Origin of the sequence: Harryflintia acetispora, from assembly GCA_004340125.1 — a bacterium.
GTDB classification, from domain to species: Bacteria; Bacillota; Clostridia; order Oscillospirales; family Ruminococcaceae; genus Harryflintia; species Harryflintia acetispora.
In genome coordinates this window covers 56,730-77,027 of the sequence record SLUK01000011.1, presented here as the reverse complement: position 1 = coordinate 77,027, position 20,298 = coordinate 56,730, and the positions used below count along the sequence as shown (strand labels likewise).

At 64.7% G+C, this 20,298-nt stretch carries 22 protein-coding genes, 1 tRNA gene and 1 riboswitch; of the genes, 21 read left to right on the top strand and 2 right to left on the bottom strand.

What is annotated here, in order from left to right; genetic code table 11:
- Positions 1 to 223 precede the first annotated feature (223 nt).
- Positions 224 to 299, bottom strand: a tRNA-Ala gene (locus EDD78_RS11695).
- A gap of 305 nt (positions 300 to 604) precedes the next feature.
- Positions 605 to 786: riboswitch (cobalamin riboswitch) on the top strand.
- A 123-nt stretch (positions 787 to 909) separates the two neighbouring features.
- Here EDD78_RS11695 and cbiD point away from each other — a divergent pair.
- From cbiD to EDD78_RS11595, 20 genes are read left to right on the top strand one after another with little or no spacing between them, the layout of a single operon-like run.
- Complete coding sequence (cbiD, locus tag EDD78_RS11690) at positions 910 to 2,028, top strand: cobalt-precorrin-5B (C(1))-methyltransferase CbiD (protein ID WP_132085049.1); 1,119 nt, start codon at positions 910 to 912, stop codon at positions 2,026 to 2,028.
- A complete protein-coding gene (gene cobI, locus EDD78_RS11685) occupies positions 2,025 to 2,720 on the top strand; it encodes a precorrin-2 C(20)-methyltransferase (RefSeq protein ID WP_286170872.1) in 696 nt (231 codons plus the stop codon). The genes cbiD and cobI overlap by 4 nt, the downstream gene beginning before the upstream one ends.
- Positions 2,717 to 3,475, top strand: coding sequence for a precorrin-4 C(11)-methyltransferase (cobM, locus tag EDD78_RS11680; RefSeq protein WP_132085048.1), 759 nt, complete (start codon positions 2,717 to 2,719; stop codon positions 3,473 to 3,475). The genes cobI and cobM overlap by 4 nt, the downstream gene beginning before the upstream one ends.
- A 20-nt stretch (positions 3,476 to 3,495) precedes the next feature.
- Positions 3,496 to 4,530 (top strand): cobalt-precorrin 5A hydrolase, encoded by a 1,035-nt coding sequence (locus tag EDD78_RS11675; protein WP_132085047.1) that lies wholly within the window; start codon positions 3,496 to 3,498, stop codon positions 4,528 to 4,530.
- A gap of 13 nt (positions 4,531 to 4,543) precedes the next feature.
- Positions 4,544 to 5,284: a precorrin-3B C(17)-methyltransferase gene (gene cobJ / locus EDD78_RS11670; protein WP_132085046.1), complete on the top strand. Its 741-nt coding sequence runs from the start codon at positions 4,544 to 4,546 to the stop codon at positions 5,282 to 5,284.
- On the top strand, positions 5,277 to 6,047 hold the full coding sequence (cobK, locus tag EDD78_RS11665) for a precorrin-6A reductase (protein WP_132085045.1): 771 nt from the start codon (positions 5,277 to 5,279) through the stop codon (positions 6,045 to 6,047). Before cobJ ends, cobK begins: the two co-directional genes overlap by 8 nt.
- The gene (gene cbiE / locus EDD78_RS11660) at positions 6,044 to 7,240 is read left to right on the top strand and encodes a precorrin-6y C5,15-methyltransferase (decarboxylating) subunit CbiE (protein ID WP_132085044.1); all 1,197 of its coding nucleotides are present in this window, start codon (positions 6,044 to 6,046) and stop codon (positions 7,238 to 7,240) included. The genes cobK and cbiE overlap by 4 nt, the downstream gene beginning before the upstream one ends.
- Positions 7,230 to 8,600 (top strand): cobyrinic acid a,c-diamide synthase CobB, encoded by a 1,371-nt coding sequence (locus tag EDD78_RS11655; protein ID WP_286170871.1) that lies wholly within the window; start codon positions 7,230 to 7,232, stop codon positions 8,598 to 8,600. Before cbiE ends, EDD78_RS11655 begins: the two co-directional genes overlap by 11 nt.
- A complete protein-coding gene (gene cobT / locus EDD78_RS11650) occupies positions 8,600 to 9,658 on the top strand; it encodes a nicotinate-nucleotide--dimethylbenzimidazole phosphoribosyltransferase (protein WP_079699081.1) in 1,059 nt (352 codons plus the stop codon). Before EDD78_RS11655 ends, cobT begins: the two co-directional genes overlap by 1 nt.
- Positions 9,659 to 9,670: 12 nt before the next feature.
- Positions 9,671 to 10,192, top strand: coding sequence for a bifunctional adenosylcobinamide kinase/adenosylcobinamide-phosphate guanylyltransferase (locus EDD78_RS11645; RefSeq protein ID WP_132085043.1), 522 nt, complete (start codon positions 9,671 to 9,673; stop codon positions 10,190 to 10,192).
- Positions 10,189 to 10,959: an adenosylcobinamide-GDP ribazoletransferase gene (locus EDD78_RS11640; RefSeq protein ID WP_286170870.1), complete on the top strand. Its 771-nt coding sequence runs from the start codon at positions 10,189 to 10,191 to the stop codon at positions 10,957 to 10,959. Before EDD78_RS11645 ends, EDD78_RS11640 begins: the two co-directional genes overlap by 4 nt.
- 11 nt (positions 10,960 to 10,970) lie before the next feature.
- Entirely contained in the window at positions 10,971 to 11,357 is a 387-nt protein-coding gene (locus EDD78_RS11635; protein ID WP_132085042.1) for a bifunctional adenosylcobinamide kinase/adenosylcobinamide-phosphate guanylyltransferase, read from the top strand.
- Positions 11,357 to 11,968, top strand: coding sequence for a histidine phosphatase family protein (locus EDD78_RS11630; RefSeq protein ID WP_132085041.1), 612 nt, complete (start codon positions 11,357 to 11,359; stop codon positions 11,966 to 11,968). Before EDD78_RS11635 ends, EDD78_RS11630 begins: the two co-directional genes overlap by 1 nt.
- Entirely contained in the window at positions 11,965 to 12,918 is a 954-nt protein-coding gene (gene cbiB, locus EDD78_RS11625) for an adenosylcobinamide-phosphate synthase CbiB (protein ID WP_207668682.1), read from the top strand. The genes EDD78_RS11630 and cbiB overlap by 4 nt, the downstream gene beginning before the upstream one ends.
- An 18-nt stretch (positions 12,919 to 12,936) precedes the next feature.
- A complete protein-coding gene (gene cobD, locus EDD78_RS11620; RefSeq protein ID WP_132085040.1) occupies positions 12,937 to 13,992 on the top strand; it encodes a threonine-phosphate decarboxylase CobD in 1,056 nt (351 codons plus the stop codon).
- A complete protein-coding gene (locus tag EDD78_RS11615; RefSeq protein ID WP_132085039.1) occupies positions 13,989 to 15,155 on the top strand; it encodes an alkaline phosphatase family protein in 1,167 nt (388 codons plus the stop codon). Before cobD ends, EDD78_RS11615 begins: the two co-directional genes overlap by 4 nt.
- A gap of 8 nt (positions 15,156 to 15,163) precedes the next feature.
- A complete protein-coding gene (locus tag EDD78_RS11610; protein WP_132085038.1) occupies positions 15,164 to 16,666 on the top strand; it encodes a cobyric acid synthase in 1,503 nt (500 codons plus the stop codon).
- Positions 16,667 to 16,718: 52 nt separating this feature from the next.
- A complete protein-coding gene (locus EDD78_RS11605; RefSeq protein WP_079699087.1) occupies positions 16,719 to 16,922 on the top strand; it encodes a YdeI/OmpD-associated family protein in 204 nt (67 codons plus the stop codon).
- A gap of 57 nt (positions 16,923 to 16,979) precedes the next feature.
- Positions 16,980 to 17,621 carry a precorrin-8X methylmutase gene (locus EDD78_RS11600; RefSeq protein ID WP_350308589.1) on the top strand — a complete coding sequence of 214 codons (642 nt, stop codon included), beginning with the start codon at positions 16,980 to 16,982 and terminating at the stop codon, positions 17,619 to 17,621.
- On the top strand, positions 17,618 to 17,827 hold the full coding sequence (locus EDD78_RS11595) for a hypothetical protein (protein ID WP_132085036.1): 210 nt from the start codon (positions 17,618 to 17,620) through the stop codon (positions 17,825 to 17,827). Before EDD78_RS11600 ends, EDD78_RS11595 begins: the two co-directional genes overlap by 4 nt.
- Positions 17,828 to 17,887: 60 nt before the next feature.
- Here the strand turns inward: EDD78_RS11595 and glpK are convergent, their stop codons facing one another.
- The gene (gene glpK, locus EDD78_RS11590; protein WP_132085035.1) at positions 17,888 to 19,375 is read right to left on the bottom strand and encodes a glycerol kinase GlpK; all 1,488 of its coding nucleotides are present in this window, start codon (positions 19,373 to 19,375) and stop codon (positions 17,888 to 17,890) included.
- A gap of 128 nt (positions 19,376 to 19,503) precedes the next feature.
- Between glpK and EDD78_RS11585 the strand changes: the two genes are divergently transcribed.
- Positions 19,504 to 20,202 carry a YjjG family noncanonical pyrimidine nucleotidase gene (locus EDD78_RS11585; RefSeq protein WP_132085034.1) on the top strand — a complete coding sequence of 233 codons (699 nt, stop codon included), beginning with the start codon at positions 19,504 to 19,506 and terminating at the stop codon, positions 20,200 to 20,202.
- Positions 20,203 to 20,298 lie beyond the last annotated feature (96 nt).

The following is a 20,298-nucleotide window of genomic DNA, read 5'->3' as shown; positions in this document are numbered from 1 at the left end:
TTTGGAGTGGTACACAGTGTTGGCATAGGAGTTCTCAATTTAGGGGTTCAGACCCCAAAAACAAGGATAGAAAAGCCTTCAAGGTATCCCGATACCTTGAAGGCGGCTCAGAGGTCCAAATTTGGGGTCTAGACCCCATTTGCGGGAGCGCAAAATGCGTTTTTTGATCCCAGTTTAGGGAAAAGGAAAACACCTGCGAAACTATTAAGATTTCACAGGTGCTTGGTGGAGACGAAGAGGATCGAACTCTCGACCTTACGGATGCGAACCGTACGCTCTCCCAGCTGAGCTACGCCCCCAGATTTGATGTGATTCAGTTTTTGTGAGGCGTGGCATAGAACTGCCGCCTTCGCTCTCCCAGCTGAGCTACGCCCCCAGATTTGATGTGATTCGGTTTTTGCAGGGCGTGGCATAGAACTGCCGCCTTCGCTCTCCCAGCTGAGCTACGCCCCCACAGCAAAAATTATTATATCATAATGAGTCGGAGTATGCAAGAGGTTCAAAGGAAAAAATATTTAAAATTCTTTCTATATCGTTAAAAGAGCAATCCGGTACGATACATATTGTTTTTGCGTCGAATCATGCTTGACAACCCTTCGGGATTAGACTAAAATTTTAAATGGTTCAGTCCGGATATGGATTGGGGGAAGACGGGTGAAATTCCCGCGCAGGTCCGCTGCTGTGATTGCCCAGCCTCGTTCCAAAATGCCACTGGGATTTCCCGGGAAGGCGGGAGGAGGCGCGAAAGGCTAAGCCAGAATATCCCGCCCATATTTTATGCATACCTCTCTGCGGGAATCCGGAGTGTGTGGCGAAAGGCTGGTTAAGGCCTTTTTTTGGTGTTTCGCCGTCCGATTGCCCAAGGTATTTGGGCCGGGCGGCTTTACTATTTGTCGGAAGGGGTAGCTTATGCCCGTCAAGGAGTTGCGCCATGGATACACCACCGGCACCTGTGCGGCCGCAGCGGCAAAGGCGGCGGCCCTTCTTCTGCTTACGGGGGAGGCGTCCGCCGAAATTTGTCTGCCGCTCCCGGGCGGCGGACAGGTCATCCTTCCGGTCTGCAGTGCCGTGTTGGAGGACCAATCGGCCGGTTGTGCGGTGCGCAAGGACAGCGGCGACGACCCCGATGTGACCGACGGCGTCCTGGTTTTCGCGGAGGTTTCGAGGATCCCCACCGGCTTTACAGTCGACGGGGGAGAAGGAATCGGACGGGTAACGAAAGCCGGGCTGTCCTGCCCGGTCGGCAGTGCGGCGATCAACCCGGTGCCCCGCCAAATGATCACGCGCTCCCTCGAGGAAGCCGCTGGGAAGGCCGGCTACAGAGGCGGTCTTGCGGCAATCATTTCAATCCCGGGCGGGGAGGCGCTCGCGCACAGGACCTATAACCCCCGCCTCGGGATCGAGGGCGGCCTCTCAATACTGGGCACGAGCGGGATTGTGGAGCCAATGAGCGAACGCGCCCTGATCGACACCATCCATGTGGAGATGGACGTGCTGCGCGCGGCGGGCGTGAGGACCCTGATCCTTACACCGGGAAATTATGGGGAAACCTTCCTGCGTGAGAAGCTGGGATTTGATCTTGGCCGGGCGGTCAAGTGCTCAAACTTTGTCGGTGAGGCGCTGGATTATGCTGTCCAGCTCGGCTTTGCCGGAATTCTGCTCGTCGGGCATATGGGGAAGCTGTGCAAGCTCGCGGGCGGGATCATGAACACCCATTCCCACGTCGCGGACGCCCGCATGGAGCTGATTGGGGTTCATGCCGCCCTTTGCGGGGCCGGCCGGGAAGCAGTGGCAAAGATTATGGACTGCCTCACCACCGACGAGGCTGTGCGGATACTGGAGGAGGCGGGCTTTAAGGATGAGGCGCTGCGCTCGCTGACCGGCCGGGTCGAATACCATTTGAAAGCGAGGGTGGGGAAGGATATTCCGGCGGGAGCGATCCTTTTTTCCAACCGGTACGGCATTCTTGGCCGGACGGCGCTGGCGGACGCCCTTTGCAGGCAGATCAGACGGGAGGAGAGAGCATGATGAAGGGAACGGGAACACTCTATGGCGTGGGGGTCGGCCCGGGGGATCCGCGGCTGCTCACCTTGCGCGCGGCGGACGTCATTTGCGGCAGCCCCGTGTTGGCGGTGCCCGGCTCGGGCTCGGATTCCCGGGCCGCCTATGAGATCGCGAAGGCCGCCCTGCCGCAGGTCGGGAGGAAAGAACTTTTGACCCTCTCCATGCCGATGGTTAAGGATGCGGACGAATTGGAACGCAGCCACAACCGCGCGGCCCTACAGCTTGCAGAGCGCCTGCAAGCCGGACAGGATGTCGCCTTCCTAACCCTGGGGGACCCGAGCATCTATTCCACCTACGCCTACCTGCACCGGCGGGTGCAAAAGATGGGCTTTGCGGTAGAGATGATCCCCGGGGTGCCCTCGTTTTGTGCGGCGGCGGCAAAGCTGGGAGAGGCGCTGGTTTCGGGCGAGGAGGCGCTGCACCTGCTCCCCGCCTCCTACGGTGTCGAAGAGGGCCTTCGCCTCGGCGGCACCCGTGTGCTGATGAAGGCGGGACGCGAGCTGCCCGAGGTGCTGTGCCAGCTGCACGAGCGGGGAGAGAGAGCCATGCTGGTACAAAATTGTGGGATGGAAAACGAGCGGGTTTGCCGCCGGTTGGAGGGAGAGGTCTCTCCGGACTACTTCACCATCCTGATCGTGAAGGAGGAAGGGGAATGATCCATTTTGTCGGCGCCGGGCCCGGCGCGCCGGACCTGATCACGGTGCGCGGGCAGAGGCTGGTGCGGCAGGCGGATGTGATCGTCTATGCGGGTTCGCTGGTCAACGAGGAAATCCTCAAAGAGGCGAAGGCGGGGTGCGCAATCTACAACAGCGCCTCGATGACTCTCGAGGAGGTGCTCGAGGTGCTGCTAAAGGCTGAGCGCACCGGGCGAAGCGCCGTGCGCCTGCACACCGGCGACCCCTGCCTTTATGGGGCCATCCGCGAGCAGATGGACGCCCTCGAAAGAGAGGGAATCGAATATGACTATACGCCAGGGGTCAGTTCGTTCTGTGCCGCGGCCGCGGCGCTGGAGGCGGAATATACCCTGCCCGGGGTCTCCCAGACGGTGATCATTACCCGCCTGGCGGGGCGCACCCCGGTGCCGCAGGCGGAAAATTTGGAGAGCCTTGCCGCGCACCGCGCGAGCATGGTGATCTTTCTCAGCGCCAAGGAGACGGGGGAGGTCTGCCGCCAGCTGATCGAGGGCGGATATCCGCCCGACACCCCGGCGGCGATCGTCTATAAGGCGAGCTGGCCGCAGGAGAAGACGGTGCGCGGGACCCTCGATACCCTGCCCGCGCTCGCTGCACAGGAGGGGATCGAAAAGACCGCGCTGATCACGGTGGGCGGTTTTTTAGGGGGAGAATACGAGCGCTCGAAGCTCTACGACCCCTCCTTTTCACATGGCTGCCGGCAGGCGCAAAAAGATTGATCGCGGGGGAGGGAGAGCGGATGAAGCTGCGCATGCTCGCCTTTACCGGCCGGGGGGCGCGGCTTTGCCGCGCCCTCGCTACAGCGCTGGCCGGGACCGGATATGACTGCGAAGCCTTTGCGGGCGGCCGCGCCGCCCGCGAGGCGGGGATGCCGCCGCTGCCCGGAAGCCTGCAGGACTTCGCGGGACAAGCCTTCCGGGAGTGCGGGGGACTGATCTTCGTCGGCGCGTGCGGGATCGCGGTGCGCGCCATCGCACCCCATCTGCGGGATAAGTTTACCGACCCGGCGGTGCTGGTAATAGATGACAGGGGACGGTATGTCATCCCTCTCCTCAGCGGACACGTTGGAGGAGCCAACGAGTTGGCGAAGACCGTGGCCGGAGCGCTCGGCGCCACCCCGGTGATCACCACCGCCACCGACGTGAACGATCTCTTTTCGGTGGATGCTTGGGCGAAGCGCGAGGGTCTCCATCTTGCCGGGCGGCAGGCCGCAAAGGAAGTATCCGCGCGGCTTTTAGGCTGCAAAGAGGTTTGCCTTTACAGCGATTTTGCAATCGATGGCCCGCTTCCCGGCGGTGTCGTTCTCTCGGATAAGGGGGAGTGCGGGATCTGCCTCTCCTTGGATGAAAACAAGGAGCCCTTTTCCTGTACGCTGAACCTGGTTCCGCGCCTGGTCACGGCCGGGATCGGCTGCCGCAAGGGGACTTCGGGCCGGCAGATCGAAGAGCAGGTATGCGCGGCATTGGCGCAGTCGGGGATTTCTTCCCACGCGCTTTGCGCCGCCGCCTCGATCGATTGCAAACGGGAGGAGCCGGGGCTGCTGGATTTTTGCGAAAGGTACCGACTGCCGCTGCGCACCTTCACGGCGGCGCAGCTGCAAAAGGCGCCGGGGGAATATACCCCCTCGCGCTTTGTGGAGGAGACGGTCGGGGTGGACAACGTCTGCGAGCGGGCCGCCGTGCTTGCCGGCGGGCGGCTGATCGCGCGAAAGCGCGCGCGTGACGGCGTGACGGTGGCGCTGGCTGTGCGGGAATGGAGGGCGTGTTTTGAATGAGGAGAAGCGTTTGATGGGAAAGGTTTTTGTTGTGGGGCTCGGGCCGGGTGGGCCGGGGGAAATTACCCCCCGCGCGCGGCAGGCGCTGACGGAGTGCGACCTGCTCGCCGGGTACACCACCTATATTCAGTTGGTTGAGGGGTTGTTCCCGGATAAGGAGCAGCTCGCCACCGGGATGTTCGGCGAAGCCGAGCGCTGCGCCAAAGCGGTGCAGGCGGCGCAGTCGGGGCGCAGGGTGGCGATGGTCTGCAGCGGGGACGCCGGGATTTACGGCATGGCGGGGCTGATCTTCGAGACGGCCGAACGGCAGGCGGCGCTTGGGAAGATCGAAATCGAGGTGATCCCCGGCATCACCGCCGCCTGCAGCGGGGCGGCGCTGCTCGGCGCGCCGCTGACCGACGACTTTGCGGTGATCAGCCTGAGCGACCTGCTGACCGGGTGGCCGCAAATCGAGCGGCGGCTCGCCGCCGCGGCGCAGGCGGACTTTGCCATCTGTCTGTATAACCCTTCGAGCAGAAAAAGAAAGGATCATCTGTGGCGCGCCTGCGAAATCCTGCTGCAATATAAGGATGAAAACACCGTGGCCGGGCTCGCCCAAAATGTCGGGCGGCCGGGGGAGAGCATGCGGCTGCTGACGCTTCGCGAGCTGAAAGAATGTGAAACGGATATGTTCACTACCGTCTTTGTCGGCAGTAGCAAGACCCGGGTGATCGGCGGGAGGATGGTCACCCCGCGGGGATACCGGGATGTGTGAGTTTCTGGTCTTTGCCGGGACGAGCGAGGGGCGCGCGCTCTGCGAGGCGCTGCTGGGCTACCGGTTGCGGCTCACGGCCTGCGCCGCAACCGAATACGGCGGCAGCCTGCTGCCAAACGATGAGCGGCTGACCGTCCTGTCCGGGAAACTGGAGCAGGCGGGGATGCGCGCGCTGATGAAGGAGGGGCGTTTTGCCTGCGTGTGTGACGCGACCCACCCCTTCGCACGGCAGGCGAGCGAGAACATCAAGGCGGCCTGCGGGGAGAGCGGCACGCCCTACCTTCGCATCCTGCGCCCACGCTCGGAGGAACGGGACGGGATATGGGTGCAGAGCCACCGTGAGGCGGCGGACTGCCTTGCCGCGCGGGAGGGGAACATCCTGCTGACCACCGGGAGCCGCAATTTGAGGGACTATACCGTCATTCCCGGCTGGAAGCGGCGGCTCTATATCCGGATATTGCCGGCGCCCGGGCCGATAAGGCAGGCGATGGAGCTCGACTTTTCGCCGGGGAAAATCATCGCCATGCAGGGCCCGTTTTCGCAGGAGCTCAATCTGGCGCTGCTGCGGCAGACCGGGGCGCGTTTTTTGGTGACCAAGGACTCGGGCGAGGCGGGAGGCCTGCCGCAAAAGCTCGCGGCGGTGCGGGAGGCGGGCGCGCAGGCGATTGTCGTCGGCCGGCCGCCGCAGGAGCCGGGTAAAACGCTGGAACAGGCGATATGCTATCTCGTCGAAAACTGGTCCTTAAAAGAGGAGAAACTATGATTGATCTCATTGGAATCGGGATGGGCAGCCGGGAGTGCCTGACGCTCGAGGCGCTGCACGCGATCGCACGCGCCGACTGCCTGATCGGGGCCGGGCGGCTGGTGGACTGCTTTTCGGACCTTCCCGTGCAGAAGGAGCGCTGCCTGCCCTCGCAAATCGTACCCTTTATCAAAGAGCACCCCGAATTTGAGAATGTCGCGGTGCTCCTGTCCGGGGACGCAGGCTTTTACAGCGCGGCCACCAAGCTGCGCGGGGAGCTTTTGGAGCGGGAGAGCCGGACCATCTGCGGGATCAGCTCGCTGCAATATTTCTGCGCCCGGTTGGGGATCCCCTGGCAGGATGTGGCGGTGCTCAGCCTGCATGGGCGGGAGGGCCATCTGCTCGGGACGGTGGCCAAAAACCGGCGCACCTTCCTGCTCGCCGGGGGGGAGCTTACGGCGGAAAAAATTTGCCGCACCCTGGTTTGCCAGGGTGTGGGGGAGCTGCGCGTCCATATCGGGGAGCGGCTCTCCTATCCCGACGAGCGGATCAGCTCGGGGAGCGCGCGGGAGCTGGCGGCGGGGGAGTACGCCCCGCTTAGCGTGCTGCTGGTGGAGAACGGGAATCCGGCGCGAAGCCGCCTGCCGGGCATCCCGGACGGGGAGTTCCTGCGCGGCCCGGTCCCGATGACCAAGAGCGAGGTGCGCGCGGTGATCCTCTCGAAGCTCGCCCCCGGTGCGGAGGAAACCGTCTACGACGTGGGGAGCGGGACCGGCTCGGTCGCTATCGAGCTGGCACTATCCACCACCGGTTGCGTCTACGCCATTGAACGGGAGCCCGACGCGCTCGGGCTGATGGAACAGAACCGCCGCTGCTTCGGGGTCTATCATATGCAGTGCGTCCCCGGTACGGCGCCCGCCGCCTTCTCGGGGCTCCCCGCGCCGGACTGCGCCTTTGTCGGCGGCTCGGGCGGGAACCTGCGGGAGATCATCCTGGCGCTGTATGAAAAGAATCCGGCGGCGCGCCTGGTGATCAGCGCCGTGACACTCGAGACGCTGGGCGAAGCAACTCGGGTTTTGGCGGACCTTCGGCGGGAGGCCGAGGTCGTCGGGCTTTCGGTGACCCGCACCCGGCGCGCGGGAGGCTATCATCTCCTGGACGCGCAAAATCCCGTCTTTTTGATCCGCGCGGGAGGGGTACAAAATGAAAGTTAACCGCCCCCGCCTCATGCTGGCGGCCCCGCGCAGCGGCAGCGGCAAGACCACAATCACCTGCGCGCTGCTCGGCGCGCTGCACATGCGGGGCGGGCGTGTCGCTTCCTTCAAATGCGGGCCGGACTATATCGACCCGATGTTCCACCGCTCAGCGCTGGGGGTCCCCTCCTTCAACCTCGACCCCTTCCTTCTGGAGCCTCCCGAGCTGCGGCGCACCCTCGCCTCCCACGGCGAAGAGGACGGCGTCTCTGTACTGGAAGGGGCGATGGGCTACTACGACGGGATCGCCATGACCACCGAGGCCAGCGGCTACGAGCTGGCGGGCAGGCTTGGCGTGCCGGTGGTGCTGGTGATCGACTGCAAGGGGGCGGCGGCTTCCGTCCCGGCGCAGATCCGGGGGTTTCTTTGCCACCGGGCGGACAGCAACATCCGGGGCGTGCTCCTCAATCGACTGCCCGAGCGGCTCTATCCGGGGATGAAGGCGCTCATCGAGCGCGAGCTGCCGCTGCGTGTCTGCGGCTATCTGCCCGAGCTGCCCGAATGCTCCTTCGAGAGCCGGCATCTGGGGCTGATCCCCGCGCAGGAGCTGCATGATCTTGGCGCGCGGCTGGAGCGGCTCGCACAGCAGGCGGCGCGTTCCTTCGAGCTGGAAGCGCTGCTCGCGCTCGCCAAAGGCGCCCCCGCGCTGGAGGCGCCCGCTTTGGCGGCCGCACCTTCGGGCGGCGTCCCGGTGCAAATCGCGCTGGCGAGGGACGAGGCTTTCTGTTTTTATTATGAAGAGGCCCTGCAGCGGCTGCAGGGGCTGGGGGCGCGGCTCGTCCCCTTCAGCCCCCTGCACGATGAGCGGCTTCCGGATCATATTGACGGGCTGCTCCTCGGCGGAGGGTACCCCGAGCTGTACGCGCATGAGCTCAGCGAAAACCGGCCGCTGCTGGGCCAGCTGCGCGCCCTTGTGCGCGGCGGGCTGCCCACCATCGCCGAGTGCGGCGGCTTCATGCTGCTGCAGGAGAGCCTGGAGGGGACGGACGGGAACCGCTATCCGATGGCGGGCGCTTTGCCCGGGGAGTGCAGGCGGCAGCAGCGGCTCTGCCGCTTCGGCTACGCCCGGTATACCGCCCTTTCGGACGGGCTGCTCTGTGGGAGGGGGGAGAGCCTGCCCATCCATTCCTTTCACTATTGGGACAGCACCGCGCCGGGGGACGGCTTCTTGGCGCAGAAGCCGGGGCGGGACGGCTCCTGGCGCGAGGGCGTGATGACCGGAAGCCTCTACGCGGGGTTCGGACATCTGCACCTTTGTCATGGCGAGCTGGCAAAGCGGTTTGTCGCGCGCTGCCGTGGCGCGCAGAAGGAGAGAAGATAATGAAGCTGCAACAAGCGATTGAAAGTATCCATCCGTTGCATGACAGGGCCATGGCCGCGGCGCGCGCGCGCTGGGACAGCGTGGCAAAGCCCCTGCACAGTCTGGGGCTGCTGGAGGACGCGATTGTAAAAATCGCCGGGATCACCGGCAGCGAGGCGGTGGATTTACATAAGCGGGGCGTGGTTGTGATGTGCGCGGACAACGGCGTCGTCGAGGAAGGGGTGACCCAGACCGGCAGCGAGGTCACGGCCATCGTGACCGAGAACTTCACCCGCGGGATGGCCAGTGTCAACAAGATGGCAAAGGTCGCCGGGGCAGATGTGATCCCGGTGGACATCGGGGTCGCGTGCCCGGTGGCGGGCGAGGGGCTTTTGATCCATAAGGTCGCGCCCGGCACGGCGAACATGACCAAGGGCCCCGCCATGACCCGCGCGCAGGCGCTCGATGCGCTCGAATACGGGATCGGCCTCGTCTTTTCGCTCAGAGAGAGCGGCTACCGGATTCTCGCCACCGGCGAGATGGGGATTGGGAACACCACCACCAGCAGCGCGCTGGCCGCGGTCTTTTTGGGAGCGGAGCCCGCCGCGGTCACCGGGCGGGGGGCCGGCCTCTCGAGCGAGGGAATGCGGCGCAAGGTTTCGGCCATCGAACGGGCGATCGAGAAAAACCGGCCCGACCCGGCCGACCCGATCGGGGTGCTGCAAAAGGTCGGCGGGCTCGACCTCGCGGGTCTTTGCGGCGTGTTCATTGGCGGCGCGGCGGCGGGGGTGCCGGTGCTGATCGACGGGTTCATCTCGGCGGTGGCGGCCCTGACGGCGGCAAGGATCGCCCCGGCGGTGGGGGATTACCTGCTGGCCTCGCACGCCTCGAACGAACCGGGCGGGCGGATGGTTTTGGAAGCGCTCGGGCTCGAGCCCTTCCTTACCTGCAGGATGTGCCTGGGCGAGGGGACCGGCGCGGTGGCGGCGCTGCCGCTGCTGGACATGGCGCTGGCGGTCTACCGCGAGATGGGCACCTTCGGGGACATCCAGGTGGAGGAATATAAGCCGCTTGACTGAGGAGGGGACAGGATGACGGCACTGATCACCGGGGGCGCTGCCAGCGGCAAGTCGGAGTATGCCGAGGGGCTGCTCTGCTCGCTTTGTGAAGGGGAAAAGCTGTATCTGGCGACCATGCTCGCCCAGGACGGCGAGTGCCGCGCGCGGGTGTTGCGCCACCGTCGCCAGCGCGCGGGGAAGGGTTTTTCCACCCTCGAGTGCCCGGTGGGGCTGCAGAGCCTTATAATCCCCGCCGGAAGCAGCGTGCTGCTCGAGTGCCTGGGAAACCTGGCCGCCAACGAGCTCTACGCCCCCGGGGGCTCCGGGGATGGGGCCCTGGAGGCGGTCTGCACGGGGCTGCGAAGGCTCTCGGGGACGGCGAACAATCTCGTCATCGTCTCGAACGAGGTGTTCGGCGCCGGCGAGCAGGACCCTGAGACAAGGCGCTACCAGCATCTTCTGGGAGAAATCAACCGCTATGCGGCTTCACTCTGCGATTTTGTGGCCGAGGTCGTCTGCGGGATTGTGCTGATCCACAAGGGGGCGGGAATTTGAAGGCATTTTTTGAAACCATTGCGGTGGCCTTTTCGATGTACAGCGCCCTGCCCATGCCGCATGTGGAGTGGAAGGAGCGCAACCTGCGCTATGTGATGTGCGCCTTCCCGCTGGTCGGCGTACTGCTCGGCGGGCTGGAATACGGCTGGTTCCTGCTCGCCCGATCCATCGATGCGGGAGTTCTGCTCTACGCCGCCGTCGCCGCCGCGCTGCCGGTGCTGGTAACGGGAGGGATCCATCTCGACGGTTTTTGCGACACGGTGGACGCGCTCTCCTCCCATGGGGAGCGGGAGAAAAAGCTCTCGATCCTCAAGGACCCGCACATCGGCGCCTTCGGGGTGATGGGGTGCGCGCTCTGGCTGCTCGTCTGTTTCGGCCTGTATGGCGAATTGTACCGCCATACGGCGGGCCTGGTGGAGCTATGCTTTCTCTTTTTGCTTTCGCGAATTTTGAGCGGGCTGTCAGTGGTCGCCTTTCGCTGCGCCAAGGACAGCGGGCTGGTGCACGCCTTCCAAAGCGGCGCCGCGCGGCGAAACGCGGGGGCCATTCTCTCGGCGATGCTCATTCTGACCGCGGCGGGGATGCTTTGGTGCAGCCCCCTTTACGGCGCCATCTGCCTGCTGGCGGCGCTGGCCATCTTTCTTTGCTACCGCCGCATGTCCTACCGCCAATTCGGCGGGATCACCGGGGACCTGGCGGGCTGGTTTTTGCAGATGTGCGAGCTGATGGAGCTCGCGGCTTTGGTATTACTAAATCTAATTGTTTAAAAGGAGAGCCTATGAAGCTGATCATCGGCGGCGCGGCACAGGGGAAACGCGCCTATGTCAAGACCGCCTACCGGATCGCCGGGAGCGAGCTGCTCGACGGGGAGCGCTGCCCGCTGCTCCCTTCCCGGGCGGCGGCGCTGGACCGGCTGCACCTGCTGGTGCGCCGGGCGCTGCTGGCGGGGCTGGACCCCGCCGTGCTGGTCCTTCGCCTGGTTGAGGGAAACCCGGATATTGTCTTAATCTGTGACGAGATCGGCTGCGGGATTGTGCCTATAGACCCCTTCGAGCGGCGCTGGCGTGAGGAGACCGGGCGGCTCTGCCGCACGCTGGCCGCGCGCGCCGGACGGGTGGAACGGGTCTTCTGCGGGATCGCGCAAACCATCAAGGGGGAGGCGTGATGAGCAGCCTGATCCTGATCCGGCACGGCCGCACGGCGGGCAACCTGCGCGGCGCCTACGTCGGGCGCAGCGACGAGCCGCTCTGCGCGCAGGGCCGCCAGGAGATTCTCTCCCGCTGCCGGGAAGGGTGTTATCCGCCCGCCGCCAGGGTCTACTGCACCCCGCTGCGGCGCACCGCCGAGACGGCGGGGCTGATCTATCCGGGGCTTCGGTCGCTCGTGGTGGACGGGCTGCGCGAATGCGACTTCGGGGAGTACGAAGGGAAGACCTATGAGGAGCTAAAGGACCTGCCCGCTTACCATCGATGGCTACAAAGCGGCGGGCACGCCGCCTTTCCCGGCGGCGAGGGGCGCGCGGCGTTTTGTGAGCGCTGCCGAGAGGCCTTCGTCCGCCTGGTGGAGCGTGAACCGCTGCAAGAGGATGTGGCACTGGTGCTGCACGGCGGGGTCATCATGGCGCTGATGGAAGCCTTCGCGCTGCCGCAAAAGGACTTCTATGATTGGCAGCCCCGAAACGGGGAGGGATACCTTTTGCGCTTTGAGCCGCGGCTCTGGCGGGAAGCGCGCAAGTTGGAGCTGATCGGAAAACTACAGGGGAGGGACGCGGTTTGAATATCCTGCTGCCGGTGCTCATCGGCTTTCTGCTCGACCTCTTGCTGGGCGACCCGCGCGGGATGCCCCATGTGGTGCGCGGGTTGGGGAGGATGATCGCATGGGGCGAGGGCGCGCTGCGCCGCCTCTTTCCGAAGACCTCGCGCGGGGAATACGGCGCGGGGCTCGTGCTGACGCTCTGCGTGACGCTGCTGCCCTCCATCTGTGCCGGCGGGGCGCTCTGGCTCTGCCTTTGGATCAATCGGTACCTTTACCTGGCCGTGGCGGGTGTACTTTGCTTCCAGCTGCTCGCGGCGCGTTCGCTCTGTGAGGAGAGCATGCGCGTCTGCCGGCGGCTGCGGGAGGGCGACCTGCCGGGCGCGCGCGCGGCGGTTTCGATGATCGTCGGGCGGGAGACCGAAACCCTCGATGAGGCGGGGGTTACCCGCGCGGCGGTCGAAACGGTGGCGGAAAACGCGTCGGACGGCGTCGTCGCGCCGCTCTTCTTTTTGTTGCTGGGCGGCGCGCCGCTCGGCCTTTTCTACAAGGCGGTCAACACCCTGGACTCGATGATCGGCTACAAAAATGAGCGTTACCTCTATTTCGGGCGCTTCGCGGCGCATCTCGACGACCTGTGCAATTTCATTCCATCGCGGCTTTGCGCGCTGCTGATGGTCGCGGCGGCCTTTTTACTGGGGCTCGACGGACGCGGTGCTTATCGTATCTGGCGGCGGGACCGCCGAAAGCACCCCAGCCCCAACAGCGCCCAGACCGAGGCCGCCTGTGCCGGGGCGCTGGGGGTGCGCCTGGGCGGGGATGCCACCTACTTCGGAGTGGTGCACCACAAGTCCTCTCTGGGGGACGATACCCGCCCCATCGACCCTCAAGACATCGCGGCGGCCAACCGGCTGATGTGGGTGGCTTCGGCCCTCGCGCTAATTCTGCTGGGCCTTTGGCGGCTGGCATTATAAAAGGAGGCGGCGATCCCAATGGAGCTGATACACGGAGGGGATATTTACTCGGCGCGCGCGCGCATGCAAGGGGAAATCCTCGATTTTTCCGCCAACCTCAATCCCCTGGGGCTGCCCGAAGGGGTCAGGCGGGTGCTGGCCGAATCGGCGGACGCATGCGCGTGCTACCCCGACCCGCTCTGCCGGGAGCTTTGCGCCGCCATCGCGGCGCACGAGGGCGTGCCGAAAGAAATAGTGCTCTGCGGCAACGGGGCGGCGGACCTTATTTTCCGCCTCTGCCAGGCGCTGCGTCCCCATCGGGCACTGATCCTGGCGCCCACCTTCGCCGAGTATGAGCAAGCCCTGCGCGCCGTTGGCTGCGAGGTGGAGCGCCACTACCTCAAAGAGGCGGACGAGTTTTGCCTGACCGAAACGATTTTGGAGCGGCTGACGCCGGGACTTGACCTCGTATTCCTCTGCAACCCCAACAACCCCACCGGGCAGGTGGCGGACCCCGGGCTGATGGAGGAAATCCTTCTGCGCTGCGGGCAAAACGGGATTCTGCTCGCGGCCGACGAATGCTTCGTTGATTTCCTCGACGAGCCCGGACGGCACACCCTGCGCGCGCAGCTCGGGGAAAGCCGGCATCTGTTGATCCTGCGCGCCTTCACCAAAATCTATGCCATGGCCGGGCTGCGGCTGGGCTACTGCCTGTGCTCCGACGGCGCGCTGCTGGAGCGCATGGCCGAATGCGGCCAGCCCTGGAGCGTTTCGGTACCCGCCCAGCTGGCAGGGGTCCAGGCGCTGCGGGAGCACGAATATTTAAAGGAGAGCGCCGCGTTGATCCGGAGCGAGCGGGAATATTTGCGCCGGGGGCTCCTTGCGTTGGGGTTCGGGGTGATGGGTTCGCGGGCGAACTATATCTTCTTTCGCTCGCCGGTTGCCGGCCTGCGCGGGAAGCTGGAGCGGGAAAACATCCTGATCCGCAGCTGCAAAAACTATCCCGGGCTGGATGGGCGTTACTACCGGGTCGCGGTGCGCACGAGAAGGGAAAACAGCTTGCTGCTGGCGGCGCTGCGGGACTGCGTGCGATGAAAGTTTTACTGATCCTCGACGGGCTCTGCGACGTGCCGGCCCCGCAGCTCGGCTATAAAACGCCGCTGCAGGTGGCCGGGAGCGCAACCCTTCGCGACATGCGGGCCCACGGAGCCCACGGCTTCTTTGACACCTGTCCTCCGGGGCGGGAACCGGACAGCATGGGGTGCATCCTTACGTTGTTGGGCGTGGAAGCGCAGCGGATTCCCGATGGGCGCGCCTGCCTTGAAGCGATGGCGCTCGGGTTGCCGGTGCGGGAGGGGGACCTCTGGCTGCGCGTGAGCCTCGCGGCCGTGTCAGCGAGCGGCGAGCTTCTTTCTGCGGTGGGCGCGGGCCTGAGCGCCGAAGAGCTCTGCGAGGCCGCACGGCTGCTGCGCGCGCTCGAAGCAGGCGGCTGCTCCTACTTCCCCGCCGGGGACTACCGGGGGCTGGTCTGCCTGCCGGGGCGCGCCGGATGGATGGGGCGGCTGAGCCTTCCGCTGCCGCATCAGAATCTCGGGAAGCCGCTGGCGGCGCTGCTGCCAAGGGGAAGGGAAGAGGCGGCGCTCCTGCGCGGCCTGATCCGAAAAAGCGGCGAGCTCCTCGCACCTCTCGCGCGGGAGGACAGGCGTTACCTCCTGCTACCCTGGGGCGGGGCTGTGAAGGGGCGGCTGCCGGCGTTTATGGAACTGCACGGGCTGCGGGCGGGCGGCGTCTGCGCGGCGGGGATTGTGCGGGGAATTTGTGCGGCGATGGAGATCGATTGCCCCTCCCTCCCCGGCGCCACGGCCGACTGGGACACCGACCTTGCGGGAAAGCTGCGCGCCGCGCGAAATATGTGGGATCATGACTTCCTGCTGCTCCATCTCAACGGTGCCGACGAGTGCGCGCACCGCCGCGACCCGGTGGGAAAGGCGCGGTTTTTGTCCCGGGTGGAGCGGGAGCTCCTCGCCCCGCTGTACGCCGCGTTGGGAGCGGAGGACAGCCTGCTGGTCTGTGGGGATCACGGAACCAATTCCCAGACCGGCCGCCATGAGCGGGGGGCGCAGCCCTTCTGGCTTCGCTCGCCCCACCGCCGCGGGGATCTCGGCACTCTGCCGGGGACGGCGGCGGTCGGCCTGCTGAGAGGAGAAACTTTGCCGCCGGCGTCAATCGCGCACGACGAAACGTCCAGAGAGGAATGATGATCCAAATGGCAAAAGCGATTATGATCCAGGGCACGGCCAGCAACGCGGGCAAGAGCCTGATTGCAGCGGGGCTCTGCCGGATTTTGCGGCAGGACGGCTACCGCGTCGCCCCCTTCAAGTCCCAGAACATGGCGCTCAACTCCTTTATCACCCGCGAGGGCCTGGAGATGGGCCGCGCCCAGGTGGTGCAGGCCGAGGCGGCCGGGATCGAGCCGGACGTTGCGATGAACCCGATCCTGTTAAAGCCTCAGAGCGACACCGGCTCACAGGTGATTGTGGACGGCGAGGTGTGGGGCGTCATGCCGGCGCAGGAGTACTACCGCCGCAAGACAGAGCTCGTGCCGCACATCAAGCGCGCCTATGAAAAGCTCGAGGCCGAGTACGATGTCATCGTCCTCGAAGGGGCGGGCAGCCCGGCGGAAATCAACCTGCGCGAGCACGACATCGTCAACATGGGGATGGCCAAAATGGCCGGAGCCCCGGTGCTGCTCTGCGGAGACATCGACCGCGGCGGGGTGTTCGCCTCGCTCTACGGGACGCTGCTCCTGCTAAAGGAGGATGAGCGCAGCCTTGTCAAGGGGTTGCTGATCAACAAATTCCGGGGCGACCGGGCGATCCTGGAGCCGGGGCTGCGCATGCTCGAAGCGCGCGCCGGGGTGCCGGTACAGGGGGTGATCCCCTATTTGCAGGTGGACATCGACGACGAGGACAGCCTCTCCGAGCGTTTTTCGCGGGGGAAAGCCGGTGCGATCGACATCGCCGTAATTAGGCTGCCGCGCATCTCGAACTTCACCGATTTTAACCTCCTGTCCAGCCTGCCCGGGGTTTCAGTGCGCTACCTTTCCTCGCCGCGGGAGTTCGGGAGCCCGGACATTCTCTTTTTGCCGGGAAGCAAGAACACTATGGACGACCTGCTCTGGCTGCGCCAGTGCGGGCTGGAGGCACAAATCAAGAAGTACGCGGCAGCGGGCGGGATCGTCTTCGGCATCTGCGGCGGGTACCAGATGCTCGGCCAAACACTGCGCGACCCGCAGGGGATCGAGCACGGCGGTGCCCTCGCGGGGATGGGCCTGCTTCCGGTGGAAACCGTCTTCACTGGGGAGAAGACCCGCACCCGCGTGTGTGGACGGTTCTTGCCGCCGAGCGGCGCGCTGGCTGATCTCGGCGGCAAGGAAGTCGAGGGCTATGAAATCCACATGGGGGAGACCACTCTCCTTGCGGACGGGGCGCTCTGCGAGATTTCCCTGCTGGGGCAGGAGCAGAAAAAGCCGGACGGCTGCTGCCGGGGAAACGTCTACGGCAGCTACCTGCACGGGATTTTTGACAGCGCCCAGGCGATCGAGGCGCTGATCGGCTGCCTGTGTGCGCGTAAGGGATTGCAGGCGGGGGACTTTGCGGACTTCGACCCGCAGCGCTACCGCCAACGGCAGTACGACCTGCTTGCACAGGGGATCCGGGAAAATGTAAGGATGGACGAAATCTACCGGATCATCGAGGCGGGGATCTGACTAAACGCTTCCTTCGGCGGCAAGAATACCACCGAAAGGAAGGATGATACCTATGGAGAAAAACTTTACCAACGCCCCCGAAATCCCGATGGGACTGGGCATGGCCCTGGCACAGAACATCGAGGCGATGAACTTCTTCGCCTCGCTGACCCCCGCGCAAAAGCAGGCGGTTATCAACTATACCCACACCATTTCCTCCAAGGAGGAGATGCAGGCCTATGTCGATTCCCTGCCCAAGGGCGGCATGTTGAGCTGAAAAATTTCTATACACGGCCCCGGGCAGGGCCGTGTGCATAGACAGGAGTGCTGACGGATTGTGGACATCAAACTGGAGCATGTAGCCCCCGGCGACATCGAGCGGCGCAGCTTTGAAATCATTGAGCGGGAGGCCGGGCCCCGGCTGCCGCAGGGGATCGAGCGTTCGGTGGTACAGCGCGTCATCCACACCACGGCGGACTTCGACTACGCCGAAAACCTCGTCTTTTCGCGGGAAGCCGTCGAGCGGGGGATCGCCGCGCTGCGAAGCGGCGCGTCCATCGTGACCGATACCCAGATGGCAAAGGCGGGGGTCAATAAGCAGTCCCTCGCGCGCTGCGGGGGGGAGGTCTTCTGCTTCATGAGCGACCCGGACATCCGGGAGGCGGCGGGGCGGGCGGGCACCACCCGCGCGAGCGCCTGCATGGACAAGGCGGCGGGGCTTTGCCGCCCGCTGATCTTTGCCATCGGCAATGCCCCCACCGCCCTGGTCAGGCTCTGCGAGCTGATCGGGGAGGGTAAGGTGCGCCCCGAGCTGGTCATTGGGGTGCCGGTCGGGTTTGTCAACGTGGTCCAGTCCAAGGAGCTGCTGCTCTCGCTCCCGGTGCCGCAGATCGTCGCGCGCGGGCGCAAGGGGGGCAGCAACGTGGCGGCCGCCATCTGCAACGCGCTGCTCTATCAGGCAAGGGAGCGCCCATGACCCGGGTCAGAGCCATCCGCTGCGGGACGGTGAACTGCTGCCTGCTCCTGGGCGGGCGGGGCTCGGTGCCGGTGGACACCGGCCTGCCGGGGAGTCTGCACAAGCTGGAAAGGCTGCTGGCCGGGGACGCGCTCATGAGCTTTCTGTCGCCGGTGAGGATATACCCCGGGCACGGGGCTCCCTTTTCGGTGGATGCACTTAAATAAAAAGGACCGGGAGGGGGTTATCCCCCTCCCGGCCCTTTTACGACCAAGCGTTCAGCGAAGCTATTCTTCCTCCCAGTCCTTTGCCCGGCTGACCGCCTTGCTCCAGCCGCGCATGAGCCGCTGCCGGGTTTCGGCGGGCATGCCGGGGGTGTAGACCCGCTCGGGAGCCCATTGGGCGCGGATTTCTTCGAGGTCCTTCCAGAAGCCGACCGCCAGCCCGGCGAGATATGAGGCCCCCAGGGCAGTGGTCTCCCGCACCTTCGGGCGGCAGACGGGCCTGTCCAGAATGTCGGATTGGAACTGCATGAGCAGGTTGTTGACGCTCGCCCCGCCGTCGACGCGCAGCTCGCGCACCGCGATCCCGGTGTCCGCCTCGATGGCGTCGAGCACGTCCTTGGATTGATAGGCGATCGACTCGAGCGCCGCGCGCACAATGTGGTCCCGCCCGGTCCCGCGGGTCAGCCCGAAGATTGCCCCGCGCGCGTACATATCCCAGTGCGGCGCGCCCAGCCCCGTGAAGGCCGGGACGATGTAGACCCCGCCGTTGTCCCTGACCTTGCCGCCGAAGTATTCCGAATCGGCCGAATCAGTGATCAGCCTCAGCTCGTCGCGCAGCCACTGGATCACCGCGCCCCCGACGAAGACGCTGCCCTCCACCGCGTACTGCACCCCGCCCGAGACGCTGGCGGCGATGGTGGAAACCAGCCCGTGCCGGCTTTGGCAGGGCTTATGCCCCGTGTTCATCAATAGGAAGCAGCCGGTGCCGTAGGTGTTTTTACATTCCCCTTCCTCGAAGCAGGTCTGGCCGAACAGGGCGGCCTGCTGGTCCCCGGCGATCCCGGCGATGGGGATTTCCACACCCGAGATGTTCACCGTGCCGTAGACCTCGCTCGAGGGGCGCACCTCGGGCAAGATACAGGCGGGGATGTCCAAAACGTCGAGCAGCCGCCGGTCCCAGCAGAGCTTGTTGATGTCGTAGAGCATGGTGCGCGAAGCGTTGGTGTAGTCGGTGATATGTACCTTGCCGCCGGTGAGCTTGTAGATCAGCCAGCTGTCCACCGTGCCGAAGAGCAGCTCGCCCTGGCGCGCCTTTTCCCGCGCGCCGGGGACGTTGTCGAGAATCCATTTGATCTTGGTGGCGGAGAAATAGGCGTCGATCACCAGGCCGGTGGTCTCCTGCACATAGCCGCCGAGGCCCTGTGCTTTCAGCTCCTCGCAGATCGCCGCGGTGCGCCGGCACTGCCAGACGATGGCGTTGTAGACCGGGCGCCCGGTTTTGCGGTCCCACAGGATGGTGGTCTCGCGCTGGTTGGTGATCCCGATGGCGGCAATCTCCTGCGGCTCGATCCCGCTGCCGGCGAGCACCTCCATGAGCACCCCGTATTGGGAGGCATAGATCTCCATCGGGTCGTGCTCGACGTATCCGGCCTTGGGATAGAGCTGCATGAATTCCTTCTGGGCGACCCCGACGATATGCTGCTGCTTATCGAAGACGATTGCCCGCGAGCTGGTAGTGCCCTGGTCCAGGGCAACGACATATTTTTTCAAAGCCCTTCCTCCCACAAATCAATTGCATAATAGCCAATTTATAGCCATTATACAATAAAATCCGGCCTGTTGAAAGCAAATTCGTGCTTCCTGTGATATAATAAAAGACATTTAAGGGGGAAATTTGGATGCCACGATACGACATTTTGCTGCTGGATGCGGACGGGACCCTGTTCGACTTTGAGCGCGCCGAGCGGGAGGCGCTGTTTGCCGCGCTGCGTGCAAGGGGGATCGTGCCCGGGGAGCGGCACCTCGCCGTCTACCGGGAGATCAACGAGGGTCTCTGGCGGCGTTTCGAGCGCGGGGAGCTGCAAAAAGAGGAGCTGCTGCGGCTGCGCTTTTCCCTCTATTTTGAAGAGATGGGGATCGGCGAAGAGCCGCGGCGCTTTAATAAAGAGTATCTCGACGAGCTCAAAAAGGGGGCGTTCCTGCTGCCGGGCGCGCAGGAGCTCTGCGAGCGGCTGCATGGCTGCTGCCGCCTGTGCCTTGCCACCAACGGGGTGTCCCGGGTGCAGCGCGGGCGCCTGAGGCGCTCGTCCATCGCCCCCTTTATCCACGACCTCTTCGTTTCAGAGGACCTGGGCGCGCAAAAGCCCCAGGCCGCCTATTTTGACAGGGTGTTTGCGAGGCTCGGCCGCCCGCCGCGCGAGCGGGTGATCATATTGGGGGATTCGCTGACCTCGGACATGAGGGGCGGGGTGGATTATGGCATCGCCACCTGCTGGCTGAATTTTGGGAGGCACCGGGCGCCGGGACTGCCGGTGACTTACCAGATCCATGCGCTTGAGGAATTCGTCCCCATTGTGCTGGATGAAAAAAATTCTTGACAAACCGCCGGACTAAGAATAAAATATACAACAATATGAAAATGCGACGATAGGGACGCCGCAGGGGCATACACCCGTTTTCAGAGAGCCGCCGGC

Excerpts from the sequence above, each read along its gene's own strand:
- EDD78_RS11635 (WP_132085042.1), top strand. The coding sequence starts at position 10,971 with ATGAAGCTGATCATCGGCGGCGCGGCACAGGGGAAACGCGCCTATGTC.
- EDD78_RS11655 (WP_286170871.1), top strand. The coding sequence starts at position 7,230 with ATGAAAGTTAACCGCCCCCGCCTCATGCTGGCGGCCCCGCGCAGCGGC.
- EDD78_RS11595 (WP_132085036.1), top strand. The coding sequence starts at position 17,618 with ATGACCCGGGTCAGAGCCATCCGCTGCGGGACGGTGAACTGCTGCCTG.
- EDD78_RS11615 (WP_132085039.1), top strand. The coding sequence starts at position 13,989 with ATGAAAGTTTTACTGATCCTCGACGGGCTCTGCGACGTGCCGGCCCCG.
- cobK (WP_132085045.1), top strand. The coding sequence starts at position 5,277 with ATGTGTGAGTTTCTGGTCTTTGCCGGGACGAGCGAGGGGCGCGCGCTC.
- EDD78_RS11605 (WP_079699087.1), top strand. The coding sequence starts at position 16,719 with ATGGAGAAAAACTTTACCAACGCCCCCGAAATCCCGATGGGACTGGGC.
- EDD78_RS11645 (WP_132085043.1), top strand. The coding sequence starts at position 9,671 with ATGACGGCACTGATCACCGGGGGCGCTGCCAGCGGCAAGTCGGAGTAT.
- EDD78_RS11675 (WP_132085047.1), top strand. The coding sequence starts at position 3,496 with ATGAAGCTGCGCATGCTCGCCTTTACCGGCCGGGGGGCGCGGCTTTGC.
- EDD78_RS11610 (WP_132085038.1), top strand. The coding sequence starts at position 15,164 with ATGGCAAAAGCGATTATGATCCAGGGCACGGCCAGCAACGCGGGCAAG.
- EDD78_RS11630 (WP_132085041.1), top strand. The coding sequence starts at position 11,357 with ATGAGCAGCCTGATCCTGATCCGGCACGGCCGCACGGCGGGCAACCTG.
- cobM (WP_132085048.1), top strand. The coding sequence starts at position 2,717 with ATGATCCATTTTGTCGGCGCCGGGCCCGGCGCGCCGGACCTGATCACG.
- cobT (WP_079699081.1), top strand. The coding sequence starts at position 8,600 with ATGAAGCTGCAACAAGCGATTGAAAGTATCCATCCGTTGCATGACAGG.
- cobD (WP_132085040.1), top strand. The coding sequence starts at position 12,937 with ATGGAGCTGATACACGGAGGGGATATTTACTCGGCGCGCGCGCGCATG.
- cbiE (WP_132085044.1), top strand. The coding sequence starts at position 6,044 with ATGATTGATCTCATTGGAATCGGGATGGGCAGCCGGGAGTGCCTGACG.
- cobJ (WP_132085046.1), top strand. The coding sequence starts at position 4,544 with ATGGGAAAGGTTTTTGTTGTGGGGCTCGGGCCGGGTGGGCCGGGGGAA.
- EDD78_RS11585 (WP_132085034.1), top strand. The coding sequence starts at position 19,504 with ATGCCACGATACGACATTTTGCTGCTGGATGCGGACGGGACCCTGTTC.
- cbiD (WP_132085049.1), top strand. The coding sequence starts at position 910 with ATGCCCGTCAAGGAGTTGCGCCATGGATACACCACCGGCACCTGTGCG.
- cobI (WP_286170872.1), top strand. The coding sequence starts at position 2,025 with ATGATGAAGGGAACGGGAACACTCTATGGCGTGGGGGTCGGCCCGGGG.